Origin of the sequence: Microbacterium sp. NPDC077663, from assembly GCF_044542795.1 — a bacterium.
Taxonomy (GTDB): Bacteria; Actinomycetota; Actinomycetes; order Actinomycetales; family Microbacteriaceae; genus Microbacterium.
Window position 1 is genome coordinate 80,023 of record NZ_JBITVE010000003.1, and the last position, 24,287, is coordinate 104,309.

Annotated in this window: 26 protein-coding genes; 10 read left to right on the forward strand and 16 right to left on the reverse strand. The window is 67.3% G+C overall.

Features of this window, described 5'->3' with window-relative positions; translation table 11 throughout:
- Window positions 1–55 precede the first annotated feature (55 nt).
- From ACIGEP_RS13045 to ACIGEP_RS13055, 3 genes are all read right to left on the reverse strand, one after another.
- On the reverse strand, window positions 56–424 hold the full coding sequence (locus ACIGEP_RS13045) for an FKBP-type peptidyl-prolyl cis-trans isomerase (RefSeq protein ID WP_251582490.1): 369 nt from the start codon (window positions 422–424) through the stop codon (window positions 56–58).
- A 41-nt stretch (window positions 425–465) separates the two neighbouring features.
- The gene (locus tag ACIGEP_RS13050) at window positions 466–1,029 is read right to left on the reverse strand and encodes a YceI family protein (RefSeq protein WP_396662067.1); all 564 of its coding nucleotides are present in this window, start codon (window positions 1,027–1,029) and stop codon (window positions 466–468) included.
- A 221-nt stretch (window positions 1,030–1,250) separates the two neighbouring features.
- A complete protein-coding gene (locus ACIGEP_RS13055; protein ID WP_396662068.1) occupies window positions 1,251–2,408 on the reverse strand; it encodes a PrsW family intramembrane metalloprotease in 1,158 nt (385 codons plus the stop codon).
- Between the two features lie 64 nt (window positions 2,409–2,472).
- On the opposite strand from ACIGEP_RS13055, the gene ACIGEP_RS13060 reads away from it, so the two are divergent.
- A complete protein-coding gene (locus ACIGEP_RS13060) occupies window positions 2,473–3,342 on the forward strand; it encodes a fumarylacetoacetate hydrolase family protein (RefSeq protein ID WP_396662069.1) in 870 nt (289 codons plus the stop codon).
- Between the two features lie 56 nt (window positions 3,343–3,398).
- Here the strand turns inward: ACIGEP_RS13060 and ACIGEP_RS13065 are convergent, their stop codons facing one another.
- The 7 genes from ACIGEP_RS13065 to ACIGEP_RS13095 all read right to left on the reverse strand — a co-directional run bounded on the left by ACIGEP_RS13065 (window position 3,399) and on the right by ACIGEP_RS13095 (window position 9,383).
- A complete protein-coding gene (locus tag ACIGEP_RS13065) occupies window positions 3,399–3,842 on the reverse strand; it encodes a DUF4190 domain-containing protein (RefSeq protein ID WP_396662070.1) in 444 nt (147 codons plus the stop codon).
- Between the two features lie 80 nt (window positions 3,843–3,922).
- Window positions 3,923–5,380 carry an aspartate ammonia-lyase gene (locus ACIGEP_RS13070; protein ID WP_396662071.1) on the reverse strand — a complete coding sequence of 486 codons (1,458 nt, stop codon included), beginning with the start codon at window positions 5,378–5,380 and terminating at the stop codon, window positions 3,923–3,925.
- 65 nt (window positions 5,381–5,445) lie between these two features.
- A complete protein-coding gene (locus ACIGEP_RS13075; RefSeq protein WP_396662072.1) occupies window positions 5,446–6,429 on the reverse strand; it encodes an aldo/keto reductase in 984 nt (327 codons plus the stop codon).
- Entirely contained in the window at window positions 6,426–6,815 is a 390-nt protein-coding gene (locus tag ACIGEP_RS13080) for a MerR family transcriptional regulator (protein ID WP_396662073.1), read from the reverse strand. The genes ACIGEP_RS13075 and ACIGEP_RS13080 overlap by 4 nt, the downstream gene beginning before the upstream one ends.
- A 42-nt stretch (window positions 6,816–6,857) precedes the next feature.
- Complete coding sequence (locus ACIGEP_RS13085; protein WP_396662074.1) at window positions 6,858–7,760, reverse strand: phosphodiesterase; 903 nt, start codon at window positions 7,758–7,760, stop codon at window positions 6,858–6,860.
- Between the two features lie 37 nt (window positions 7,761–7,797).
- The gene (locus ACIGEP_RS13090) at window positions 7,798–8,133 is read right to left on the reverse strand and encodes a peptidase (protein WP_396662075.1); all 336 of its coding nucleotides are present in this window, start codon (window positions 8,131–8,133) and stop codon (window positions 7,798–7,800) included.
- On the reverse strand, window positions 8,130–9,383 hold the full coding sequence (locus ACIGEP_RS13095) for an anion permease (RefSeq protein ID WP_396662076.1): 1,254 nt from the start codon (window positions 9,381–9,383) through the stop codon (window positions 8,130–8,132). Before ACIGEP_RS13095 ends, ACIGEP_RS13090 begins: the two co-directional genes overlap by 4 nt.
- Before the next feature lie 185 nt (window positions 9,384–9,568).
- On the opposite strand from ACIGEP_RS13095, the gene ACIGEP_RS13100 reads away from it, so the two are divergent.
- From ACIGEP_RS13100 to ACIGEP_RS13120, 5 genes are all read left to right on the forward strand, one after another.
- A complete protein-coding gene (locus ACIGEP_RS13100; protein WP_396662604.1) occupies window positions 9,569–11,668 on the forward strand; it encodes a S9 family peptidase in 2,100 nt (699 codons plus the stop codon).
- A gap of 33 nt (window positions 11,669–11,701) precedes the next feature.
- Window positions 11,702–12,604, forward strand: coding sequence for a hypothetical protein (locus tag ACIGEP_RS13105; RefSeq protein ID WP_396662077.1), 903 nt, complete (start codon window positions 11,702–11,704; stop codon window positions 12,602–12,604).
- Window positions 12,605–12,797: 193 nt separating this feature from the next.
- Entirely contained in the window at window positions 12,798–13,835 is a 1,038-nt protein-coding gene (locus ACIGEP_RS13110) for a TerC family protein (RefSeq protein WP_396662078.1), read from the forward strand.
- 62 nt (window positions 13,836–13,897) lie between these two features.
- Window positions 13,898–15,178: a hemolysin family protein gene (locus ACIGEP_RS13115; RefSeq protein WP_396662079.1), complete on the forward strand. Its 1,281-nt coding sequence runs from the start codon at window positions 13,898–13,900 to the stop codon at window positions 15,176–15,178.
- A gap of 116 nt (window positions 15,179–15,294) precedes the next feature.
- Window positions 15,295–16,425, forward strand: coding sequence for an acyltransferase family protein (locus ACIGEP_RS13120; protein WP_396662080.1), 1,131 nt, complete (start codon window positions 15,295–15,297; stop codon window positions 16,423–16,425).
- Between the two features lie 454 nt (window positions 16,426–16,879).
- Here the strand turns inward: ACIGEP_RS13120 and ACIGEP_RS13125 are convergent, their stop codons facing one another.
- Together ACIGEP_RS13125 and ACIGEP_RS13130 are read right to left on the reverse strand one after the other, a co-directional pair.
- The gene (locus ACIGEP_RS13125; RefSeq protein ID WP_396662081.1) at window positions 16,880–17,209 is read right to left on the reverse strand and encodes a hypothetical protein; all 330 of its coding nucleotides are present in this window, start codon (window positions 17,207–17,209) and stop codon (window positions 16,880–16,882) included.
- A 753-nt stretch (window positions 17,210–17,962) separates the two neighbouring features.
- Window positions 17,963–18,250: a hypothetical protein gene (locus ACIGEP_RS13130; protein WP_396662082.1), complete on the reverse strand. Its 288-nt coding sequence runs from the start codon at window positions 18,248–18,250 to the stop codon at window positions 17,963–17,965.
- A gap of 79 nt (window positions 18,251–18,329) precedes the next feature.
- On the opposite strand from ACIGEP_RS13130, the gene ACIGEP_RS13135 reads away from it, so the two are divergent.
- Window positions 18,330–18,731 (forward strand): hypothetical protein, encoded by a 402-nt coding sequence (locus ACIGEP_RS13135; RefSeq protein WP_396662083.1) that lies wholly within the window; start codon window positions 18,330–18,332, stop codon window positions 18,729–18,731.
- Here ACIGEP_RS13135 and ACIGEP_RS13140 read toward each other — a convergent pair.
- Window positions 18,700–19,002 carry an ATP-dependent DNA ligase gene (locus tag ACIGEP_RS13140; protein WP_396662084.1) on the reverse strand — a complete coding sequence of 101 codons (303 nt, stop codon included), beginning with the start codon at window positions 19,000–19,002 and terminating at the stop codon, window positions 18,700–18,702. The genes ACIGEP_RS13135 and ACIGEP_RS13140 overlap by 32 nt on opposite strands.
- A 790-nt stretch (window positions 19,003–19,792) precedes the next feature.
- Window positions 19,793–20,638, reverse strand: a complete 846-nt coding sequence (locus tag ACIGEP_RS13145; protein ID WP_396662605.1) for an aldo/keto reductase — start codon at window positions 20,636–20,638, stop codon at window positions 19,793–19,795.
- A gap of 7 nt (window positions 20,639–20,645) precedes the next feature.
- On the opposite strand from ACIGEP_RS13145, the gene ACIGEP_RS13150 reads away from it, so the two are divergent.
- The 3 genes from ACIGEP_RS13150 to ACIGEP_RS13160 all read left to right on the forward strand — a co-directional run bounded on the left by ACIGEP_RS13150 (window position 20,646) and on the right by ACIGEP_RS13160 (window position 23,078).
- A complete protein-coding gene (locus tag ACIGEP_RS13150) occupies window positions 20,646–21,671 on the forward strand; it encodes a helix-turn-helix domain-containing protein (protein ID WP_396662085.1) in 1,026 nt (341 codons plus the stop codon).
- 87 nt (window positions 21,672–21,758) lie between these two features.
- On the forward strand, window positions 21,759–22,745 hold the full coding sequence (locus ACIGEP_RS13155; protein WP_396662086.1) for an aldo/keto reductase: 987 nt from the start codon (window positions 21,759–21,761) through the stop codon (window positions 22,743–22,745).
- Between the two features lie 33 nt (window positions 22,746–22,778).
- Window positions 22,779–23,078, forward strand: coding sequence for a hypothetical protein (locus ACIGEP_RS13160; RefSeq protein WP_396662087.1), 300 nt, complete (start codon window positions 22,779–22,781; stop codon window positions 23,076–23,078).
- A 237-nt stretch (window positions 23,079–23,315) separates the two neighbouring features.
- Here ACIGEP_RS13160 and ACIGEP_RS13165 read toward each other — a convergent pair whose 3' ends face one another.
- Both ACIGEP_RS13165 and ACIGEP_RS13170 read right to left on the reverse strand, forming a co-directional pair.
- A complete protein-coding gene (locus tag ACIGEP_RS13165; RefSeq protein WP_396662088.1) occupies window positions 23,316–23,954 on the reverse strand; it encodes a hypothetical protein in 639 nt (212 codons plus the stop codon).
- Between the two features lie 90 nt (window positions 23,955–24,044).
- Complete coding sequence (locus ACIGEP_RS13170; RefSeq protein ID WP_396662089.1) at window positions 24,045–24,275, reverse strand: hypothetical protein; 231 nt, start codon at window positions 24,273–24,275, stop codon at window positions 24,045–24,047.
- Between the last annotated feature and the right edge of the window lie 12 nt (window positions 24,276–24,287).

Consider the following 24,287-nt stretch of genomic DNA (forward strand, 5'->3'; position numbering starts at 1 on the left):
CGGACACACGTGTGGCCCGACCGGAGCCGGTCGGGCCACACGATGGGATGTCGGTTCAGGCGACGTCGAGCAGATCGATGATAAAGATCAGCGTCTTGCCACCGAGGAAGTGTCCTCCCGCGGGACCGTACGCGAGGTGCGGCGGGATGACGAGCTCACGCCGACCGCCCACCTTCATCCCGGGGATGCCGTCCTGCCACCCCTGGATCAGGCCGCGGAGGGGGAACTGGATGCTCTCGCCGCGGTTCCAGGACGAGTCGAACTCCTCGCCGGTGGTGTACTCGACACCCACGTAGTGCACGGTGACGGTGTCGCCGGGCTTCGCCTCGGCGCCGTCCCCCTCGATGAGGTCGCGGACGACCAGATCGGCGGGTGCGGGGCCCTCGGGGGCGTCGATCTCGGGCTTGGTGCGGTCTGCAGTCATGAGTCCATCCAAGCCGAGGTGCATTCCGTGGTCAAAGCGGGTCAGGCCTGGACGGAACCCTGCAGGTCGAGCTCGATCGTGACGTCCTTGCCGACGAGCACGCCACCGGTCTCGAGCGCCGCATTCCAGGTCAGGCCGAAGTCCTCGCGGTTGATGACCGTCTTCGCGGTCGCGCCCGCCTTGTAGTTGCCCCAGGGGTCGGTGCCGAAGCCGCCGAAGTCGACCTCGAACGTGATCGGCTTGGTGACGTCCTTGATCGTGAGGTCGCCGTCGACGAGGAAGTCGCCGCCCTCGATGCGAACACCGGTCGAGCGGAAGGTGATCTCGGGGTAGGTCTCGACGTCGAAGAAATCGGCGCTGCGGAGGTGACCGTCGCGGCCCTCGTCCTTCGTGTCGAGCGAGGAGGCGTCGACCTTGGCCTCGAGGGTGGCTTCCAGCGGGTTCTCGGGGGCGACGAGAGTCGCCTCCTTGACGTTGAAGTGGCCACGGACCTTCGAGATCATCATGTGGCGCACGCTGAAACCGACCTCGCTGTGCGAGGCGTCGAGGATCCAGGTCCCCGCCTTGTAGCCGGGGATGTCGAGGGTCGCGGTGGAGTCGGTCATGATGGTCCTTCGTGTGGGGGTCCGGAGTGCTCCGGCGGTCGTGAAAGCGGAACGCCGCCGCATCCGACCCTATTCCCATGAATGGAAAAGACGTCCCTTCAGCAGGGCTCTTGACAGCGCAGGACCCGCGCGGGATCATTTTTCCAGGCCAACTCAGCGCCCGGAAGACTCGCAGGCATCGCCGCGGCACCGGGCGCTGAGTCTTTTCCCGGATGCCCCGCTCAGCGCGCGAGGACGTCGCCCCGGGCACGCGTGGCGCGCTCGAGATACACACGCTCGTCGGCCGCGGCGCGCGGGTCGCGGCCGGTCACCACGCGCTGGCGGGCCGCGGCCAGGGATGTCGCCTCGGCGATGAAGCGGCGCATGGCGGACGAACGGTCTCCGGGCAGTGTGCGCGCCCACGCGATGGCCCGAGCGCGACCGGCCCGTGTGGCGAGCATGTCGACCTCTCCGACGGAGAACCACCCCGCTGCCGCATAGTCGCCGAGGCGCGCACGGGTCAGTCTCGTCTCCTCGCGCCGGAGCAGCATGACCCCGACGACGAACAGGATGAACAGCGGAACCTGCAGCATCGCGTAGAGGGCGAAGAAGTCCGCGAAGACCGCGGATCCGTTCCACAGCGCGTGCAGGGTGATCGCCCCCACGACGCCGACCAGCCACCGACCGACGCCCGCGCCTCCCCGAAGACCCATCCGTGCGGCGCGACCGAGCGCGTATCCCGTGACGGCGGTGAACATGACATGGGCGAACGGGGACAGGACTCCGCGCAGGAAGAAGGTGTAGGCGGCGCTCTCGACCCCGCCGGTGATGAGGCTGTCGGCGAAGTACAGGATGTTCTCCGTGAAGGCGAACCCGGCCCCCACGAGTGCACCGTAGACGACGCCGTCGACCGGCCCGTCGAAGGCGCGACGCGCGGCGACGAAGACGAGCAGAACGCCGAGACCCTTCGCGACTTCTTCAACGATCGGCGCCTGGAGGACGGCCGAAAGGGTGTCCGGAACCTCCGGCACCACCAGACCGATGACGAGGTCGACGCCGAGGGCGAGGGCGACGGATGCCACCGCGCCCCATGCGAGCGCGAACGCCACGAGTCCCGTCGGCTCCGGCTCCCATCGGTCGATGATTCGGATGGCGACCAGCACGAGGGCCAGCGGGATGAGAGCCAGGATCGCGGCGAGCACCGCGGACGCCGGCCCGAGGAAGGTCAGGAAGTAAGCGGCGAGGCCCAGGGCGAGGAATCCGATCACGATCGCCGTCATCCACAGCGCGATCCGGCCGCCCCCCGGTGCCGGCACGGGGAGGTCGCGGCGCGGCGGCGCCGGCGGTGGTGTCGCCGGCATCGAGTGGGTCGGTTGCGCGAGCGGCGACGGGAACGACATGCGCTCAGCCTAGGGGCGCGTGTACTCGGGGCGTCGTCCCGCAGCGGGGCGATAGCCTGGGAGCATGCGCTTCGCCCACGTTGTCCCCGACGGAGTCGACGAGCCGCAGCTGGTCCTGGTCGAAGAGGACCGCGCCACGATCGTGTCGCGCCTGTTCGACGGTGCACCCTCGCGTCTGCAGCCGCTCATCGAAGGAGGCGATCCGCTCCTCGAGCGGGTCCGCGAGTCGGCCGCCGCGACGGACGTGGAATGGGTACCGCTCGGGTCCCCCGTGTTCGCCTCGGCGATCCTCGAGACCCCGGTCACCATCGCCGTCGGCTTGAACTACGCCGCCCACTCGAGCGAGCTCGGCCTCAAGGCGGATGCGGCGCCGACGATCTTCACGCTCTGGCCCGGCTCGCTCGGCGGGCACCGGCAGACCACCAGTTGGCCCCGGTCGCTGAGCCAGTCCGTCGACTACGAGGCGGAGCTGGGCGTGGTCATCGGGCCTGCCGCCCGCGACGTCGCGCTCGAGGATGCCCTGGACCACGTGTGGGGGTACACGGTCGTCAACGACATCACGGCCCGCGACATCCAGTTCTCCGAGGCGCAGTGGTCCCGGTGCAAGTCCTTCGACGGCTTCACCCCGACGGGCCCGTTCGTCGTGACGGCCGATGAGATCCCCGACCCGCAGGATCTCCACATCTGGGCGATCGTGGACGGACAGACGGTGCAGGACGCGTCGACGGATCAGATGATCCACCCGGTCGCGAAGCTCGTCTCCTACCTCTCGCGCTCGGCGACCCTGCTCCCGGGCACCCTCATCTCCACCGGCTCACCGGGCGGCGCAGGCTACTCGCGGGACCCGCAGATCTTCCTTCGCGACCGCTCGACCGTCACGGTCGGCATCGACGGGATCGGCGAGCTGACCACGTTCTGCCGCATCACCGACTGACGCGGAACGACAGAAGGCCCCGGATGCGTCGCATCCGGGGCCTTCTGCGCGGGGACTCAGTACCCGCTCTGCTCCAGGAGTTCCTGGCAGGACATCGTCACGCCCTGCCAGGTGACGGTGCCGGAGGGATCCTCCATGCACGCGTTCACCTGAGTGACGAGGTCGCCGCCCGCGCCGGCGATCGCGGAGACGAGGGCGATGATGATGATGATCGCGATGATCATCAGCACGATGCTCACGATGATCGCGGCGATCGCGAGACCGTTCTTCGCGCCGGCCTTGCGGCTCTGGACGAGCGCGATGATGCCGAGGATCAGACCGATGAGCTGCGTACCGGGGATGATCGCGAGGATGAGCGCCACGATCGCCATCGTGCGGCCGGGCGTCGACCCGCCCGAGGGCGCGCCGTTGTACTGCGGAGCGTTGCCGTAGGCGGGCGCCTGGTAGGCCGGCGGTGCCGGGGGGACGTTCTGAGCGTTCGGCTGGTTGGGATCAGTCATGGAGGTGTCCTTCTGGTCGGTCATCGGCCGGGATTACGACCCCGACGCTAGCGTTCACCGTTCTCTCAGACAACCGGCAATCAGTGCTGCTCCACCTCGCCCGACTTTGTGATAACGGGGATCGCACGCGTGACCGCCTGCAGTCCCGACAGGCGCGCCGGCGACAGCTGCTTGTCGACCTCCTCACGCGACATCAGGCCGGCCTCGACGACGAGGTCGCCGACGTTGCGCTTGGTGAGGAGGGCGGTCTTGGCGAGGGCCGCGGCGGCCGTGTAGCCGATGAACGGCGTCAGGGCGGTGATGACGCCGACCGACGAGCCGACCATCGTCCCGAGGCGTTCCCGGTTCGCCGTGATCCCGTCGACGCAGTTGACGCGGAGCGTCCGCATCCCGCGCCGCATCCACGTGATCGACTGGAAGATCGAGTGCGCGATCACCGGCTCGAACGCGTTCAACTGCAGCTGACCGCCCTCGACCGCCATCGTCACCGTCAGGTCGGCGCCGGCGACGGCGAACGCCACCTGGTTCACGACCTCGGGGATGACCGGGTTGACCTTGCCGGGCATGATGCTCGAACCCGCCTGGCGCGGCGGCAGGTTGATCTCGCCGAAGCCCGCCTGCGGGCCGCTTGAGAGCAGCCGGAGGTCGTTGCTGATCTTCGACAGCTTGATCGCGTTGCGCTTGAGCGAGGAGGAGAAGGACATGAACGCGCCGGTGTCGCTCGTCGACTCGACGAGGTCCTCGGCGGTCTCGAGGTCCAACCCGCTGATCTCGCGGAGGTGGCGCAGCACGGCACCGGAGTAGTCCGGATGCGTCGTGATGCCGGTGCCGATCGCCGTGGCACCCATGTTGATCTCGTAGAGGAGGTAGGCGTTCTCGCGCAGGCGGTGGTAGTCCTCCCCCAGCGTCGTGGCGAAGCCGTGGAACTCCTGCCCGAGCGTCATCGGCACGGCATCCTGCAGCTGGGTCCGGCCCACCTTGAGGACGTCGTGGAATTCGTCCGCCTTCTTGAGGAACGCCTGACGCAGCAGATCGAGCTCCTCGAGCAGCGACTGCAGGTCGAGCCCGAGGCCGACCTTGATCGCCGTCGGGTAGACGTCGTTGGTCGACTGGCTGCGGTTGGTGTGGTCGATGGGCGAGAGGAAGGCGTAGTCACCCTTCTCGCGGCCGGCCATCTCGAGCGCGACGTTGGTGATGACCTCGTTCGCGTTCATGTTGGTCGAGGTGCCGGCACCGCCCTGGATGACGCCGACGACGAACTGGTCGTGGAACTCGCCCTCGATCACGCGCTGGGCCGCGCGGTCGATGAGGTCGGCGCGGGATGCCTCGAGGACCCCGATCTCCTTGTTGGCACGCGCGGAGGCCTGCTTGACCATCGCGAGGGCGACCACGAGGTCGCGGTAGACGGAGATGGGCCGCATCGAGATCGGGAAGTTCTCGAGGGCTCGGGCGGTGTGGATGCCCCAGTAGGCGTCGGCGGGGATCTCCATCGATCCCAGGGAGTCGGTCTCGGTACGCGTCATCGCGTCAGGTGCCATTGCGGTGTCCTTGTGGGTCACAGGGTGCGGGGATAGGACGAGCCTATCCCCGCACCCCGCCGACCTCAGCGGTTGACGCTCGACATGTCGGCGTAACGGTCGCCGACCGGCGGTGCCACCTCGCTCAGGCGACGCACCTGGTCGTCCGAGAGCGTGAGCTCGGTGGCGCCGATGTTCTCGTCCACGCGCTCGAGCCTGCGGGTTCCCGGGATGGGCACGATGTCGTCCCCCCGCGCCAGCAGCCACGCGAGCGCGACCTGTGCTGCCGTGGCCTCCGCCTCCTGCGCGACGCCCTCGATCACCTCGACGATCCGCAGGTTGGCGGCGAGCGCGTCGTCCTCGAACCGCGGGTTGTTGCGACGGAAGTCGTTCTCGTCGAGCTGATCGACCGAGCGGATGCTGCCCGTCAGGAACCCGCGACCGAGCGGCGAGTAGGGCACGAACCCGATGCCGAGCTCGCGCAGTGCGGGCAGCAGCTCGGCCTCGGGATCGCGGGTCCACAGCGAGTACTCGGTCTGTACGGCGGTCACCGGATGCACCGCGTGCGCCCGCCGGATGGTGGCGACGGATGCCTCGGACAACCCGTACCCGCGGATCTTCCCCTCCTGGATGAGGCCGGCGAGCACACCGACGGTGTCCTCGATCGGGACGGACGGATCCATGCGGTGCTGGTAGTACAGGTCGACCCGGTCGGTCTGCAGTCGGCGGAGCGATCCTTCGACGGCGATCCTGACGTTCTCGGGGCTGCCGTCGATTCCCGGCTGGTCGCCGGCGGTGTGGCGGATGGTCCCGAACTTCGTCGCGATGACGACCTCGTCGCGCCGCCCGGCGTCAGCCAGCGTCTGTCCGAGCAGCTCCTCGTTCGTGTACGGGCCGTACATCTCGGCGGTGTCGAGCAGGGTGACGCCACGGTCCAAGGCGCCCAGGATCGTGCGGGCGCCGCCCGCGTCATCCTGCCCGGCGCCGGTGTAGAAGGCGCTGATCCCCATGAGTCCGAGACCGATGCGGCCGACCTCCGGACCGTTCGCGCCGAGTGTGGTGGTCTTCATGATGCGGTGATCTCCTGGTCGTAGATGTCGATCTTGTGGTCGATGGCAGCGAGGCTGAGCGTGACCTCCTCGAGCCGGTGTCGGACGAGCTCCCGGTGCTCGACGAGGAGCCGGTGCCGCTCCGCGATCGTCGCGTCCCCCTCGCGCACGAGCTCCGTGTATCGACGCATCGTGGCGATCGGCATCCCCGTCCACCGCAGTCGCGTGAGGAAGCGTATCCACGCGAGGTCCGCGTCCGAGTAGCGCCGGTGGGTGGAGGACGTCCGGTCGACGGGGTGCAGCATCAGCCCGGCACGCTCGTAGTAGCGGAGCGTGTGGGCGCTGACACCGGTCGCGTCGGCCGCTTCGGCGATCGATGCACCGAGGGAGCTCGAGAGGAGGGACATGCCCTCACGGTAGAACTTCGAGTGCGCTCGAAGTCAAGGGGGTCAGGCGGGCTTGCGCGAGAACGCCTCGAGCCGCTCCTCGGGGGTGAGGGCGGCCATCCGGGCCACCCACTCCGCTGAGAAGTAGTCGCCCGTCGGAGCTTCGACGACCGGGACGACGGTGTGGGTGATCGTGTCGTCGTAGACGTGCACGAGGTGGAAGGACTGACCGGCATCCATCCCGTTCACCTCGGTCGCCGGCCGCTGCAGATTCATCGTGTAGCAGGTGGCCGACGCGACGCTCACCGGGATGCCGGCGAAAGTCCCCGACGTCGAGTAGTGCAGATGCCCGGCGAGGATGCCGCGCACGTCGGTGCCCGCGAGCACCGCGGCGAGCTCGTCCTGCTCCTGCAGATCGAGGATGTCGAAGAACGGGATGTGGCTGGGGATCGGCGGATGGTGCAGGGCGATCAGCGTGCCCAGCGGCGCCGGCTCGGCGAGCACTCCCCGCAGCCAGTCGCGCTGGTCCGCATCGACGAGCCCGTGGTGCCAGCCGGGCACGGTGGAATCCAGCACGACCAGCCGGAGCCCGCCCAGGTCGTGCACCGCGGTCACCGGCGCCTCGGAGCGCTCCTGGTCGAACAGTCCCTCACGCAGGGCGGGCCGTTCGTCGTGATTGCCTGCCACCCACACCACCGGCGCGCCCAGACGGGCGGCCATCGGTTCGACGAGCTCGCGGAGGCGACGGTAGGCGGCCGGCTCACCGAGATCGGTGAGGTCGCCCGTGACCACGAGGGCATCGGGACGGATGCCGGTGCGCTCGACGGCCGCGAGCGCCGCCGCGACACCGCCGGTCGAGTTGTACGTGCCGCCGAGTGGACGGTCGCCCGCGAGCAGGTGGGTGTCGCTCAGGTGGACGATCGTGCGGAGGGCGGGCGCGTGGCGGCCGAAGGAGAGGGGCTGCATGCCGCCCAGCCTATTGACGGCCGCCGACGGGAGGCGCTCAGTGGTTGAAGAGGATCAGCAGCAGTCCGCCCAGCACGACGAGCCCGCAGACCGCGAAGGCGGCGTAGGCACCGACGAGCGCGATGCGCTTCTGGGTCGGGCTCAGCGGATTCTTCTTGGCGGCCTTCTTCGCCGCCTTGGCGGCCCGCTTCTGCTCCTTCGGCGTCATGACCGTGAGCGCGTCGGTGAAGGTCGCTGGGACGACGACGGGCACCCGTCCCGCGCGCACGAGCAGACGGAGACCGATCGCATAGAACGCCACCACCGTGGATGCGGCCACGAGCGCCGCGACGAACACCTGGACGAAGGCGAGCCAGTCCACGGCCACGCTCATCGGGATCCCTCCTCGTCGGATGCGGACGCCGACTGGGCGACACGCTGCTGACGCCGCGTGGGCGGGGGTTCCTCCGACAGGTCGACGGCGGCACCGGAATCAGCGACCTCGCTGCTCATGGCATTCGCGGCGGTGACCTCGTTGCGGCGCGAACGGAGGAAGATCGCGAGGACGACCGCGACGGCGACGACGGCGCCGATGATGACGCCGATCAGCTCACCCGGCCCCTCGCCGAAGAGGTTCTCGAGCCCGACGATCAGCAGCGAGGCGAGCGCGCCGACGATGCCGGCGGCCGGGAGAGTGAGGACCCATCCGACGGTGATGCGTCCGACCGTCCGCCAGCGCACGCTCGCGCCGCGGCGCCCGAGCCCTGAACCGATGACCGACCCGGACGCGACCTGGGTCGTCGACAGGGCGAAGCCGAGGGCACTCGACGCGAGGATCGTCGAGGCCGTCGAGGCCTCGGCCGAGAACCCCTGGGCCGGCTTGACGTCGGTCAGGCCCTTGCCGAGCGTGCGGATGATCCGCCAACCGCCCATGTAGGTGCCGAGGGCGATCGTGAACGCGCAGGCGAAGATGACCCAGAGCTCCGGCTCGGACTGCGTCTGCCACCCGACGGTGATGAGAGCGAGGGTGATGACGCCCATGGTCTTCTGCGCATCGTTCGTCCCGTGCGCGAGGGCGACGAGCGAGGAGGTGAAGATCTGCCCCCACCGGAAGCCGTCGCGGCCGTCCGGCTTCTTGTCGTAGCGGCGGGTGACGGCGTAGGCGATCTTGGTGGCGGCGAAGGCGATGATGCCGGCCGTCAGCGGGGCGATGAGTGCAGGCAGGACGACCTTGGACAGCACGACACCGAGGTCGATCGCGCTGACGGAGGCGCCGACGATCGTCGCCCCGATGAGACCGCCGAAGAGCGCGTGCGACGAGCTCGAGGGAAGGCCGAGCAGCCAGGTGAGCATGTTCCACGTGATGGCGCCGATAAGCCCCGCGAAGATGATCGCGGGGAAGATCGACGGCGAGAGCTGATCCTCGCGGATCATGCCGCCCGAGATCGTCTTGGCGACCTCGGTCGACAGGAACGCGCCGACGAGGTTGAGGACGGCGGCCAGGAGCACCGCGACCTTGGGCTTGAGAGCACCGGTCGCGATCGGCGTCGCCATCGCGTTGGCCGTGTCGTGGAAGCCGTTGGTGAAGTCGAAGAAGAGTGCCAGTGCGATGACCAGGACGACGATGAGTGCTGCGGTCTCCACAGTTCGCTTTCCGTCGGGAATCGGGGGAACGGGTGCCGCGGCGATCGGCGTTGCGAACGAAAAGTTCACCCAGACGTCACCAGGGGTTCAATCGGGCCTGGGAAATCCTCGCACACGATCCGCCATGGCATAACCCGCGCGCGCCCGCGAGGGTCGGTTAGCGTGGTCGGGTGACCTCCGAAGCCGTGACACCGCCCGTCGCCGACCGCCGCCCGTTCACCCGCACGCACCACGGAGACGCCGTCTCGGACCCGTACGAGTGGCTGCGCGAGAAGGAGGACGAGGCCGTCATCGGTCATCTGGAGGCGGAGAACGACTACACCGACGCGCGCACCGCGCATCTCGCGGGACTCCGTGAGCGGATCTTCGAGGAGATCAAGGGCCGCACCCTCGAAACCGACCTGTCCGTCCCCTCCCGACGCGGCGGGTGGTGGTACTACGGGCGCACCGTCGAGGGCAAGCAGTACGGCATCAACTGCCGCGCACCGATCGCTGACGTCGCCGACTGGACACCCCCCGTGCTGTCCCCCGACACCGAGGTCCCCGGCGAGCAGGTGCTCCTCGACGGCAACGTCGAGGCCGAGGGACACGAGTTCTTCTCCCTCGGGAGCCTCGACGTGTCGAACGGCGGCACGCGGATGCTTTACGGCGTCGACGTCGCGGGCGACGAGCGCTACACCTTGCGCATCCGCGACCTGGCCACGGGCGACGACCTCGAGGACGTCATCGAGAACACCTTCTCGGGCGCGGTCTTCTCGCCCGACGGCCGTCACGTCGTCTACACGACCGTCGACGACGCCTGGCGTCCCGACACGGTGTGGCTGCACGAGGTGGGGACGGATGCCGCATCCGATCGCGTGATCTTCACCGAACCCGACGAGCGCTACTGGGTCGGCGCCGGCTTCACGCGCAGCGACCGGTACCTCGTCATCGGCGTGGGGTCCTCGATCACCTCGGAGGAGTTCCTCGTCCCCGCCGACGACCTCACGGCGGAGCCCCGCTCGGTGTGGCCACGGCGCGAAGGGGTCGAGTACTCGCTCACCCACGCGATCGTCGACGGCGAGGACGTGCTCTACATCCTCCACAACGACGGCGCCCTCGACTTCGAGCTGGTGCGGGTCCCGGCATCCGACCCGGCGGGCGAGCGGCATGTGGTGCTGCCCCATCAGCCCGGACGACGGCTGCTCGACGCCTCCGCCTACCGGGATTGGGCGATCGTCGAGTACCGACGCGAGGGGCTCTCTCGCGTCGGGATCCTCGACTACGCGACCGACGAGGTCAGTGAGATCCCCTTCGACGAGCCGCTCTACGCCGCCGGCGCGAGCGGATCCTCGGAGTGGGCGCCCCCCGTGATCCGCCTGGGTTACGCGTCCTTCGTCACCCCCGGCACGGTCTACGACTACGACGTAACGAGCGCGGAGCTCCTGCTCCGCAAGAGTCAGCCCGTCCTGGGCGGTTACGACCCGGCCGACTACGGCCAGGAGCGGGTCTGGGCGGTCGCCGACGACGGCACCCGGGTCCCGGTCTCTCTCGTCTGGAAGCGTTCGTTCGGCGAGCCCGGATCGTCACCCCGACCCCTGCACCTCTACGGCTACGGCTCGTACGAGCACTCGATCGAGCCGGGGTTCTCCGTCGCCCGACTCTCGATGCTCGACCGCGGTGTGATCTTCGCCATCGCCCACGTCCGCGGCGGCGGCGAGATGGGCCGCCAGTGGTACGAAGAGGGGAAGCTGCTGCACAAGCGCAACACCTTCACCGATTTCGTCGCCGTGGGTCGACACCTCGTCGCCGAGGGCTACACCTCGCCCGACCGGCTGGTCGCCGAGGGCGGCTCCGCCGGAGGTCTGCTCATGGGCGCGGTCGCGAACCTCGCCCCGGACCTGTTCGCGGGTGTCCTCGCGGGTGTCCCGTTCGTCGACGCGCTGACGACGATCCTCGACCCGTCGCTGCCTCTGACCGTCATCGAATGGGACGAGTGGGGCGACCCGCTGCACAACGCGGACGTGTATGCCTACATGAAGTCGTACACACCGTACGAGAACGTCCAAAAGGGTGTGCGGTACCCCCGCATCCTCGCCGTCACCTCGCTCAACGACACGCGGGTGCTCTACGTCGAGCCGGCGAAGTGGGTCGCACGTCTGCGCGAGGTCGGCGCGGACGTACTGCTCAAGTGCGAGATGGTCGCCGGTCACGGCGGCGTGAGCGGGCGGTACAACTCGTGGCGTGAACGCGCGTTCGAACTGGCCTGGCTGCTCGATGTCCTGGGGCTCGTCGAGTCGGACTGACGCTGTAAGCGGCGCCGTGGGTACGATGCCCCCATGGCACCCGCACCCCGCTACCGCGCGGCGGTCCGCATCGATCTCGACCTCGTGTGCGCGCACCCCGATGACCTCCTGAACGGGACCGACGATGCGTCCCGCATGGCGGCCTCGACGTTGAGCGCCGAGGACGCCCTCCTGTCACTGATCGAGGTCGGCGTCCTCGACGCAGCGGATGGACTGGTCCGGATCGAGTCGACGACCGCCGCGGTCGTCGACTCGGAGTGGGAGGGCACATCGGGCAGCGTGCCGGCGGGGTCCTCCGACACGTCGCGCGTCGCGCGGGCCGGCGCGCGACTGGCCGGGATCGACTGGGCCCTCAACGAGCTCTTCGGCGGCCCGACGGACGAGGCGTCGGCATCCGAACTGCGTCAGCGGACGATCATCAAGGGACTCGTCTGGAACGCGTCCGTCATCATCGTCGATTGCCTCTTCGACGACGTCCGTCAGCTGGCGGATGCCGCCGACAACCGCGCGGCGTGGCGCGACACGCACGTCATCTCGCAACTCCCACCGCAGTATGCGACCCATTACGACCGCGCATTCGCTCAGAAGTTCCTCGCCGCGACCATCGAGGTCACGTCACGACTCAGCGCCTCTCCCGTCTATCCGCCGACGGTCGCCCACGAGCTGGCCCTGAAACTCGTCCTCGACGAAGCGGAACGCAGTGCCGACCGACTCTCCGGCGAACTGCCGGACGGATGGCGGGAACACCTCGACACCGTGCTGTTCCAAGACCTCGACGTCGAGTCGCTCTTCGCCGATCAGGACGCCACGTCCAAGCGGGATGCCGCCGGCGCGACCCCTCCGCTGGACTTCGCCAGCTGGTTCATCCCGTACGCGCACGCCCCTGCTCCCGCGCCGTACGCGAGCGACGACATCAAGGAGCCGTCCCGCGGGTAGCACGCTCGGCGGCGTCAGGCAATTGCCAGTTTTGCTTCCCGGCATCCCGTAAAATCGGGATCCCCAGGGGGAGTACTCCACGACGGTGGGTTCGTCATTACGGATGTGAAGACGCATCCCGGACCACCGGTCCCGAGAGATCGGGATGGAGAAGACTCTGGCGTCATCCGTTCACGCCATCGAGGAGACTCCTGTGGAAATCACCCCTCTCGTCTGGGGCATCACGATCGCCGTCACGATCGCCTTCTTCGTCTACGAATTCTTTGCCCACGTCCGCAAGCCGCATGAGCCGTCGATCGGTGAATCCGCCCGGTGGTCCGCCTTTTACATCGGGCTCGCCCTGATCTTCGGTGTCGTCATCGGCATCATCCCCGGGTGGGGCTGGGTCTACTCCGGCGAGTACTTCGCCGGTTACCTCACCGAGAAGGCGCTGTCGATCGACAACCTCTTCGTCTTCCTCATCGTCATGACCGGCTTCGCGGTGCCGAAGAAGTACCAGCAGAAGGTGCTGATGATCGGCATCGTCATCGCGCTGATCATGCGCGGTGCGTTCATCGCCGTGGGCGCCGCGCTCATCGAGAACTTCTCCTGGATCTTCTACGTCTTCGGCGCTCTGCTGCTGTTCCTCGCGTACCGTCAGGCGTTCGCACACGGGGAGTCCGACCCGGCCAACGGCAAGTTCATGCAGTTCGTTCGCCGCATCCTCCCCGTCAGCGACGAATACAACAGCGACAAGCTCACGGTGAAGAAGAACGGCAAGCGGTTCGTCACGCCGATGCTGCTCGTCATCATCGCCATCGGCTTCGTCGACCTGATCTTCGCCGTCGACTCCATCCCCGCGATCTACGGCCTCACCAACGAGGCGTACATCGTGTTCACGGCCAACGCCTTCGCCCTCATGGGTCTGCGACAGCTGTACTTCCTCATCGGCGGTCTGCTCGAGCGTCTCGTGTACCTCGCGCAGGGTCTGGCCGTCATCCTCGCCTTCATCGGCGTGAAGCTCGTCCTGCACGCCATGCACGTCAACGAGCTGCCGTTCATCAACGGCGGCGAGCCGATGCTGTGGGCGCCCGAGATCCCGATCTGGTTCTCGCTCCTGTTCATCGCGGCCACCATCGTTGTGGCCACCGTGGCGAGCCTCGCCAAGACGCGTCGCGACCTCGACCGCGAACTCGCCGCCGGCGCACCGACCTCGACCCCCTCCCCCGCAGAAACGAAGGAGCACCGCTGACCGATGGACAGCGATCATAGGATCCCGCCCACCGCTGAGTCCGAACCCGTCGAGGTGACTCGATGAACGATCTGGCCCTGAACATCGCCCTGGTCGTGGTGTTCGTCCTGGTGGGCGGGGTGTTCGCGGCGACCGAGATGGCGCTGGTGACCCTGCGGGAGAGCCAGATCAACGCGATCGCCGCGCGCGGCAAGCGCGGACAGAAGGTCGCCGGGCTCGCCCGCAATCCCAACACCTTCCTCTCGGCGGTACAGATCGGCGTCACGGTGGCGGGCTTCGCGTCGGCGGCCTACGGGGCGACCTCCATCGCCCCGTCGGTGGCGCCGCTCATCGAGTCGTGGGGCGCCGATCCGGGGTTGGCCCTCACGATCGCGACGCTCATCCTGACGCTGCTCATCGCGTATCTGTCGCTCGTGCTCGGGGAGCTCGTGCCCAAGCGGCTCGCCATCCAGCGGAACGCACAGTTCGCCTACGTCGTCGCGCCCGTCCTGGACGGCTTCGCCACGGTGATGCGGCCGGTCATCTGGCTGCTGTCGGTGTCGACGAACGCCCTCGTGCGTCTTCTGGGCGGCGATCCGCACAAGACCGGTGAGGAGATGACGGATGAGGAGGTCCGCGACATCGTCGCGAGCCATGAGGGGCTCCCCGAGGACGAGCGCCGCATCCTCGAGGACGTTCTCTCGCTGCGGGAGCGTCAGCTCAGCGAGGTGATGCGTCCGCGCCCGGACGTCACCTCCCTCGACGACAGCGCGTCGATCGGAGAGGCCGTCTCCGCGGTGCACGACCTCCCCTTCTCGCGGTACCCGGTTGCCGACACCTCCATCGACGACATCGTCGGCTTCGTCCACGTCCGCGACCTGTTCGAGGCGGCTTCGGATGCCGAGGCGCCCCTGTCGAGCATCGTCCGTCCGATCCCCTACTTCCCGTCGACGGCGCGCGTCCTCCCGACGCTGACGAAGATGCGGGCCGAGGGGCACCAGATCGCCGTTGTCGTCGACGAATACGGCGGCACCGACGGAATCGTGACACTCGAGGACCTCGTGGAGGAGGTCGTGGGCGAGATCTTCGACGAGTACGACGACGCCGTCGCCCCTGCGGGCGATCGCGAGATCATCGACGGACGCCTCAACCTGCAGGACTTCTCCGAAGCGACCGGGATCACCCTCCCCAGAGGGGCTTCGGACACGGTCGCCGGGTTCGTCACCGAGCAGCTGGGCCGCCTCGCGATGGTCGGCGACACGATCGAGGTCGACGGCGCGACGATCCAGGTGACCGCCATGGATCGCCGTCGCATCGCGGAAGTCCGCGTCACACCGCGAGAGGCGGAGGCACCGGTCGCGTGACCGCGACGTCGGCTGACTCAACTCTCGCGAAAGGGCGAGTCAGCCGGTAGCGTCATGCCCTAGACGAGCTGAGCGCGGTGGGGACCTGCGCTGCTCGCGACTTCTTGGGGGAAGACATGACGAGCACGTCGATCGTCCAGCGCGCAACCGATCCGGCGCTCGCCCGCACCATCCCGTCGCTCGACGGGATCCGGGCGCTGGCGGTGCTCTGCGTCATCTGGGGGCACGGCGCGGTCACGCTCCCCCAGACCGACGTCGTGACCTTCCTCCGGGCGAATCTGCCCGGAGGATACTTCGGTGTGCAGGCGTTCTTCGTCCTGTCCGGGTTCCTCATCACCACGCTGCTCCTGCGCGAGGGGAACAAGACCGGAGGGATCTCGCTGGCGGGCTTCTACCGCCGTCGTGCCTACCGGATCCTCCCCGCCCTCCTCGTCTTCCTCGCGATCGTCTCGGTGCTCGCCCTGACGCGGGCGATCGACGGCCTCGGTCCTCGTGACATCATCAGCCCGGCGCTGTTCCTCCGGGACTACTGGCCGCTCGACGGATCCTGGTGGACGGGCCACACGTGGTCGCTGAGCGTCGAGGAGCAGTTCTACGTCCTGTGGCCGCTTGCCGTCATCCTCATGCCCCGCCGCGTCGCGGTGAAGGTGCTGGTCATCGGTGTGCTCGTCTCGCCCTTCGTCCGCATCGGGACGTATCTGCTCCCCTTCGTACCTGAGGGCGGGGTGACCTACATGTTCCACACGCGGGCGGACGCGCTGATGATCGGATGCCTCGTGGCGTACGGCGCGGGAGAGCGATGGTTCGCGCGCCTCACCGAATGGGTGTTCGCACGTCACCTGCAGTGGGTGGTCGTCGCATGGCTGCCGCTGTCGTGGGCCCTGACGTCGAGGCTCGAGGGCGTCTGGATGTACACGGTGGGGTACGTTGGCGACGCCCTCGCCGTGGCGCTCGTCATCGTGTGGATGATGCGCGCACCGGCCTCGCCCTTCGGTCGATTCCTCAACTGGCGACCGATGGTGCACATCGGGCTGATCTCGTACAGCCTGTACCTCTACCAACAGCTCTTCATGACCCGCCACAACGAGACCTGGTTCGGCGGGCTGACCGTCGGGGGGCTCGTCGCACTGCTAGTCGCCGCGGAAGCGTCGTACTGGTTCGTCGAGCGCCCGTTCCTTCGTCTGCGTGTACGCCGGGAGCGGGCGAAGGCCGACGCGCACAGCCATGGTGCCGGCTACAGGACGTGAACCTGCAACCCCCGTTTATGGGATGCGGTTGGTGGTGAGTTGAGGCGAGTGGTGAAGCTCCCGCCATTCTGCGGAGCGCTCGGGCCATACCCCTGCCCGAGTAGTGGTAATTGGAAGCCGTCAGTGACTCAAAACAGTGGGTAAACCATGGATCACTGCTCGGTGTCAAGAACAGCCCTCGATGGTCGCAATCATCGAGGGCAGCATCCGGCCTTGGGCGGGCTCGCAAAGAACTACCCGGGGGACACTTGCGCTGAGTTACTGATCGCTCGCCCGCCGGACTACAACGAGACATCGGATCTCCCACGCGAGACTCAGGGCCGTCGACAACGCAAGGAACCCGCCCACCACCCAGATCAGGAGCGTGAACTCGCCGCCTGCGACGGCTGCCAAGACCAGCAGACCAACGAGCAGCAGAGCATCCACGCAGATCCGCACAACGTGGTACCGCGGACTACGTCCCACGGGCCGAATCACTCTCCCTGCCGCGATTCTTCCTGCCGGCAACCGTGCCGTATTGCGCCTCGAAGGCTGCGATCTTCCTGGCTCTGAAGCGCAGCCGCGCGATACCAAGCGCGATGCAACCGACGGCAGTAAGCGCGCACCCGACGACCACAAACCAGGCGGTACCGCTTCCTGGTACAGCCCCAGAGACCGACAGGTAGACGAAGGCCAGGCTCAGTACGAACCAGTACGACGCCATCCCCACGCCGCGCTCCGCCGATCGTCGCTCGGCCGACATGTCCGACGCCGCCTCCTTCATTGGATTGTCCTCGTCCGTCATGAGACTGTTGGCGTCACTTCCTACGTCGAGCGGTCACGAGCAGAACCCCGTGAACGACCGCGACGACTAGACCGCCAACGACCAAAACCGTCGCCGCCCCAACCCAGGTGGCCGACGCACCCATCAGCAAGCCGATCAGGACAAAGACACCTCCGAGCGCGAGGCCGCCCCATCGCTGAGAATCGGTCACGATCCACGCCCGACAGGAGCCTGCCGTCCCGCGCCCGGGCCGTGTTGGGCTTCGAAGTCGGCTACACGCCTCTTCCGCGCGCGCAGCACGAGCACCCCAAACACGATGAGAGCAACAGCCGGAAGCACAGCGGAACTGCTAAGAACCCACCCCAGAGCATTGGACGGCACTCCCCGCGCCACACCCGTAGCCAGCAACAGAGCTCCCCAGAACAGATAGACAGTCCCCGTCACGCGCCCCCGTTGGGCGGCCATCCGTTGCGTGATGAGACCGCCCGCGGTGTGTCCCCCTGACTCACCCTCGCTCGCCATACCGCGACCTTCGCAGCATCGCGCCGGCCCGTCTAGGGGTTGCGCTTGGGTACTGTCGGCTTGCGCAGTCGGACGTGCACGGTGTAGCGCCAATCGACAGCAGCCCAGGACCGACGAAACGCCCCGCCATCCCTCGAAGGGCGACGGGGCGTGGAAGGTCCGATCTGGCTGTGAGCTGCTCGGCGTGCATGACCGTCCCATAGGCGGGGCAGTTCGGCTACTGTCCGCCGTCGAACGGATCCGCTGGGAGGGTCACTTCGCCGATCCCTCGGGCCCGGTCGTCGCAGTCGGCCCCGCGTCTTTCGGGCCGTGACCATGTGTGGGTCGGGTCGCGCGGAAGGCCATGAGAAGCATGAGAACGAAGAACGTCAGCATGCTGATCCCCCAGAGCACGCCCGCGACGAGGCTGAGGGGACGCTCCGAGTTGAGCGCCACGAACATGGAGGGCAGCCAGACGATCAACGCGGCCCAGGCCATGACATACCAGCGCCGCGTCTGAACGGACGACGACCTCCACGCTGCCTTCACGCGCTCCCTCATACCGGCGACCCTAACTCCTGGCGTCGTCTCATGTCGGCGTATCCTGTCATCCTCGGCCGGAGGAAGGATCCCGGCCACCGTGACGAAGAACCGCCGCTACGAGGCGCACTACGACACCCTCAACGACGCTCGCATCATGAAGTCGGCTAACGTCCGCGCCGCGACCACCCTCCCGCAGCGGGCCTTCGGTCCGCAGCCGTTCGAGTGGACGAACCGCGGCGAACCGGTCTGGGCGTGGATCTCGTGGGCAGAGGGCCCGACGACGCGCATCCCCGCAATCGCGACAGGCTGGAACGACCGGGTCGCGTGCGTCGAGTGGGAAGCGCACGGCGGCCGGCGGTCCGTGATCGTCTGGCGAAACGCCGTCTCCCGGCGAACGCCGAAAGCCCCCGGCCAGCGTCAAGTAGACGCCAGCCGGGGGCTCTACTCGAACGGGTCGGCCGGGAGCGTTAAGAACTCTGCGTCGGCTCGTCCACAATGACGAGACCCGCTGGACTGTTCGCTTCGGACGCGAGCGCACGCACCCAATCCGGGTTGATGTGATCGACGCGGCCCCTGTATCGGTAGACGAGGGACGAGCGGCTGTGTACCCACACCGTCGATTTGCCCCCGCCAGTACTTGCGCCGTTGTTCCACATGAACATGAACGGTTCGCCCCGGCGCAGCTTCGTCCCGATGACGATCTCGAGGTGCGCGAGAGTCCGGTCGTCCACCTCAAGCACCGTGGTCTGCTCGTACGTCAGACGACCCATCATCTACCTCCCGGCGGCACGCCCGCATGCGATGGCCCCGCCTGAGGGAGCGGCGAGGCCATCTAGGCGACACCCCGCCTCCGCTCAATCTAGCGGCTCGACCCTCAGAACGTTCGTGTGCGCGAGCTGCTGCTGCAGACGCCGTTAGTCGGTTGCACCTTAAGGCGTCCGCCGTGAGACGATCGCCTTCTAACCACTCGCGGAAAGAAGGCCTCATGCCTTACCGGAGCGTCGCACTACTCGAAAGATGGACCGCAGAGTTCATCTCGACATCCGACGGTGCGGAATCCATCCAGGTCGTCCATCTCGCCGGAGAAGATGGGGACGTTGGCCTCATTATCGTCGCCCTCCCCGAAGGGCCAACGGCGGCCCTGATCGAACCCACGGACGTCGATGACCCCCGTTGGCGGATCCGATTCGAACCGCAAACCGCGGAGACCACACTGACGAGCAAGCAGATGCATTCCGTCGCGCGCGGCCTCATCGCGTGCGCGGATCTCTGCAACTTCGTTGAGAAGAAGTCCGCGGACTACATGGCCTCGATCGCTGGACCCGTGTCTGAGCATCGGGGCCGCGGACTCATGTGAAGGAAAGGCGCCCGAAACGGGTACTCCTCCGCATCCGCCGGCAACAACTTCGAGACGATGCTGACTACGGTGATCGTGCCCCTCCTCTCGTCAAGTCGCGGGCCACATCACTGTTTGTACTGACGTCGGCTTCTGTGCTTACCTCGAAGCTCGCTCCGTCGGCCACCTTGAGCAGGGATCCGATGGGGCCGACACAGGACTCGTCACGCGTCGGCGCGCTCGGTGAGCCAGCGAACCATGTCGGGTTCGCGGTGCGAGAAGAACTGCGACCCACCTGTCTCGAGCTCGGCGATCTTGGCCATCTGCTCGTCTGTGAGCTCGAAGTCGACGACGTCGAGATTCTGCTGCATGCGTTCAAGCTTGACGGACTTGGACACGACCACGACGTGGCGCTGGACCAGCCAGCGAAGCACGACCTGGGCCACGGACTTGCCGTGGGTGTCGCCGATCTCGGTCAGGACCGGGTTCGTGAACAGGTCGTTCTTGCCTTCGGCGAACGGCGCCCACGCTTCGAGTTGAACACCCTCCGCTTGCAGCAGCTCCTGATAGTCGACCTGCTGGTGGAAGGGGTTCGTCTCCATTTGGTTGACCGCGGGCACGACGTCAGCGAACGCAATGAGGTCCACGAGCCGGTCTGCGGCAAAGTTGGAGATACCGATCGCGCGGAGCCGGCCGTCCTCGTGGGCCCGCTCGAGCGCACGCCACTCGCCGTAGTAGTCACCGAAGGGCTGATGAATCAGGTACAAGTCGAGGTAGTCCAGGCCGAGCTTCTGCAGGGACGTGGTGATCGCTTCGCGGGCACCTTCCTCCCCGCGGCGCTGAATCCACAGCTTCGAGGTGATGAACAGATCCTCGCGGGGCACGCCGCTAGCGACGATGGCGCAGCCGGCGGCTTCCTCGTTGCCGTAGGAGGCGGCGGTGCCGATGAGGCGGTAGCCGGCCTTGATTGCGTCGGTGACGGCCTGCTCGGTCTCCTCAGCCGGGATCTGGAACACGCCGAAGCCGAGCTGCGGCATCTCAGCGCCGGTGTTCAGTGTGACGGTGGGGATGGTGCTCATGAGCGTTCCTTCCAGGAAGCCGTCCGGCTGGGGTTCTGCCGTTGAATCTCATCAACAGCGGTCTCTTCTTGCGGAACAGACAGCGTTGTTTGGTGTACTGCCAGTGCCTGTTTCGTGGCTCCGGTCCCGTCCTACGCTTACCGATACGGACACAGGAACCGAGGCGAGCGACTTCCTCCGCACCCGTCGCGACCGCGTCACCCCCGAAGCGGCCGGCCTCACCGCCTCCGCGACCGGTCGGCGGGTGAAGGGCCTGCGCCGTGAGGAAGTCGCGACCCTCGCCGGAGTCAGCGCCGAGTACTACAACCGGATGGAACGCGGGAAGCTCGCCGGCGTCTCCGAGTCTGTTCTCTACGCCGTCGCGCGGGCGTTGCAGCTCGATGAGTCCGAAGAGCAGCACCTGTTCGACCTCGCCCGCGCCGCGAACGCCGAGCACGCCCTGACCCGCCCCCCACCCAAGCGCACCCCCGCGAAGGTCCGGGTGCAACGCATCCTCGACGGGATGAGCGGGCTGCCCGCGTACGCCCGCAACGGCCGCACCGACATTATCGCGATGAACCAGCTCGGAGCCGCGCTCATGCCGGGCGTGGTCCCGAACGGGAACGAGCCGGCGAACCTCGCCCGGTATGTCTTCCTCGACCCGTCGTCGCAAGAGTTCTACGGCGACTGGGAGCGCGTCGCCCGCGACATGGTTTCCGCGTTCCGTATCGAGGCCGGCCGTAACTCGTTCGACCGGGCCCTCTCCGACCTGATCGGTGAGCTGAGCACGCGCAGCGACCCGTTCCGCACCTGGTGGGCCTCGCATAACGTGCGCCTGCACACCAGCGCCACGAAGACTCTGCACAACCCCACAGTCGGCGAGGTCGAAGTCACCGGGGAAGCCCTCACCCTCACCAGCGAACCCGACATCACGATCATCGCCTACGTCACCGAGCCGGCTTCGGTGTCGGAAGAACGTCTCCGCGTCTTAGCGAGCTGGACTGCCAGCAAAGGCGCGACCGTGACATTTGAGAAGGCCCCGTGAGGGCGAGTTGCCCCTGGGTCGCTGCACCCACTCAAGACGCGGCCCGAACTGACCGGCATCATCGCACCCCGTTGAGAGGATCGACCTGTGAAGTACACCCGCCTCGGTAAGTCCGGACTGAAGGTCAGCCGCATCGCACTCGGCTGCATGAGCTTCGGCGACCCCGCCAGCGGCCACCTTCCGTGGTCCCTCTCGAAGGACGAGGCGCTGCCGTTCTTCCGGCAGGCTCTCGAGCTCGGCATCACCTTCTGGGACACCGCGAACGTGTACTCCTACGGCGACTCCGAGCGCATCGTCGGCGAAGCGCTCCGCCAGTTCACCAGCCGCGACGAAGTCGTCCTCGCCACCAAAGCCCACTTTTCCGACAAGCCGGGCACCGGTCCCGGCTTGAACGTCGCCGGGCTATCACGGAGGGCGATCATGCAGCAGATCGACGCGTCCCTAACCCGTCTCGGCACCGACTACGTTGACCTTTACCAGATCCACCGCTTCGACCCCAAGAGCCCCATTGAAGAGACAATGGAAGCGCTTCACGACGTCGTGAAGGCCGGCAAGGCCCGCTACATCGGCGCGTCCGCAATGTGGACGTGGCAATTCGCCAAGATGCAGCACGCTGCTGACCTGCACGGCTGGACGCGGTTCGTATCTATGCAGGACCAGTACTCGCTCCTCTACCGCGAGGAAGAGCGCGAGATGTTCGGTCTGCTCGCCGACCAGGGAGTCGGCAGCATCCCATACAGCCCCCTCGCCAAAGGCCGCGTCGCCCGCCCCGTCGGAGAGCAGACTCCGCGCTCCTCAGACGACCCCGTTGGCAACAGATTCTTCGCCGACACCGAACGCGACCGCCCCGTCATCGACGCCGTTCAGCGCACCGCCGCGGACCGCGGCCTCCCGATGGCACAGATCGCAATGGCCTGGGTACTCAGCAACCCCGTCGTCACGGCCCCGATCATCGGCGCAACTAAGCCGCATCACCTCGATGACGCAGCAGCAGCCGTCGACATCGAACTCACGCCCGAAGAGCACACCGCGCTCAGCGAGCACTACACCGTACGCGCCGCCGGAGGCTTCTGACCGCTGGCGCTAGTCGAGACTGGCTGAGGCCGAATGGTCAATGTCAGCACCGGCCCCTGCGAAAGGTGCCTGCTGGCACCCCTCTATCGCGCAGACCGGGTGAGGCGCTTCGGTGTCCGCATCCAAGATGGCGCATCGGCGTACGTCTTCGAGTGGACCAGCGCCACCGAGGCAAACTACGGCCCCGAGGCGATCACCGTCCACGACGACCGGATCGTTGTGCGCTACCGCGATGCATCTCTTGGGCTGGACGCGATCGGCACGATCCGGGCGTTCAGCCATATCAACGGCAACGATGTCCAGGCCAACCTGCCCGTGACGTTACTCCGGTAGCCGACTGGAGGACGAGCGCACGGACAGCGGGGTCCCGGCCGCCCGTGCGGATCCGACTATGCCACAACCCCTCGGAGACCGGTAGTTACCTAGCATCTCCCAATCCGTTTCGGGCGGTCCTCCGAACTCGTATCGGCGAAGACGCTGGGGAAGTGCTTCGCTGCGTCCGTCCCCGCCGCTCTGGGGGACGGCGGGGACGGACCACACACGTCCTCCGTGACAACGCTGGGGATTGGTTCACCGGCGACGGAACAGAGCACCGATGCTGGGTCTGGGTCGGCGCGGTCGATGAGCAGGTACTCGCGCGAGAGGTGCAGCTTCCGCAGCCTTCCTCACCGCCTCGAACCGCTTCGTTTCTAGCCGTGGCTCCTTGCCTCCCCCGTCGATCTTGCTGAGTGCAGCCCGGGCGCGGTCGATAGCCTTTATTGCCTCGGTCGCGTGGTGGATGAATTCCTCTGGTGTCCACGTGTCCTGGTCGCCGAGCAGCTGCGCGATGAACCGTCGTGAGGCGCTCAGCGGCTCCCACTTCTTCCAGCGCCCCGTGACGTATGCGAGTTCGGCGTAGTGCTCGAGGGTTGCCATTTCGGTCGGAGGCGCAACCCAACTCTTACCGAGCACCGACTGCAGGATCCAGTCTTGATGGGCGTACAGGTCGCTGCGGACCAGGCGCGCGGCGGCTCGGGCGCGTAGAAGACGGTCGGTGTGGCGCGCGAAAGCTTGCGGGAGCGTCGTTGCGGCCGCACCGATGACGACCCCGAGGACGACGTTGAACGCTTCGGTGTTACCTGTCTGATGGAGCAGGTAGAGCACTCCCCCTGCGGCGAGGAAGCTGACCACCATGAGGATCCTGCTGCCGTAGAGCGCGATGACGAACATGGGTTGAGTATGGCGTGCCCGTGAACGCGGAACAGCCCCCGACCACCTCGAGTGAGGCAGCCGGGGGCTGAACGATATGCGCGTGATATGTCAGGCCATCGCGAGGATGGCTTCGTCCATCGGCAGGACAGGCATGTTCGTCGACGCGATGTAGTCGACGAGCTCGGTGAAGTCGGCGACGGTCCAGAAGTAGCCGCTGCCCGTTCCGGTGCCAAGGGTGTGGACCGTGAAGTTGATCCAGTACCCACCGGCCACGGCCTTGTCGACGTCAGCCTTCGCGGTCGCGAGCGTATAGGTCGTGCCGAGAAGGTACGTGAACATCCACATCGCCAC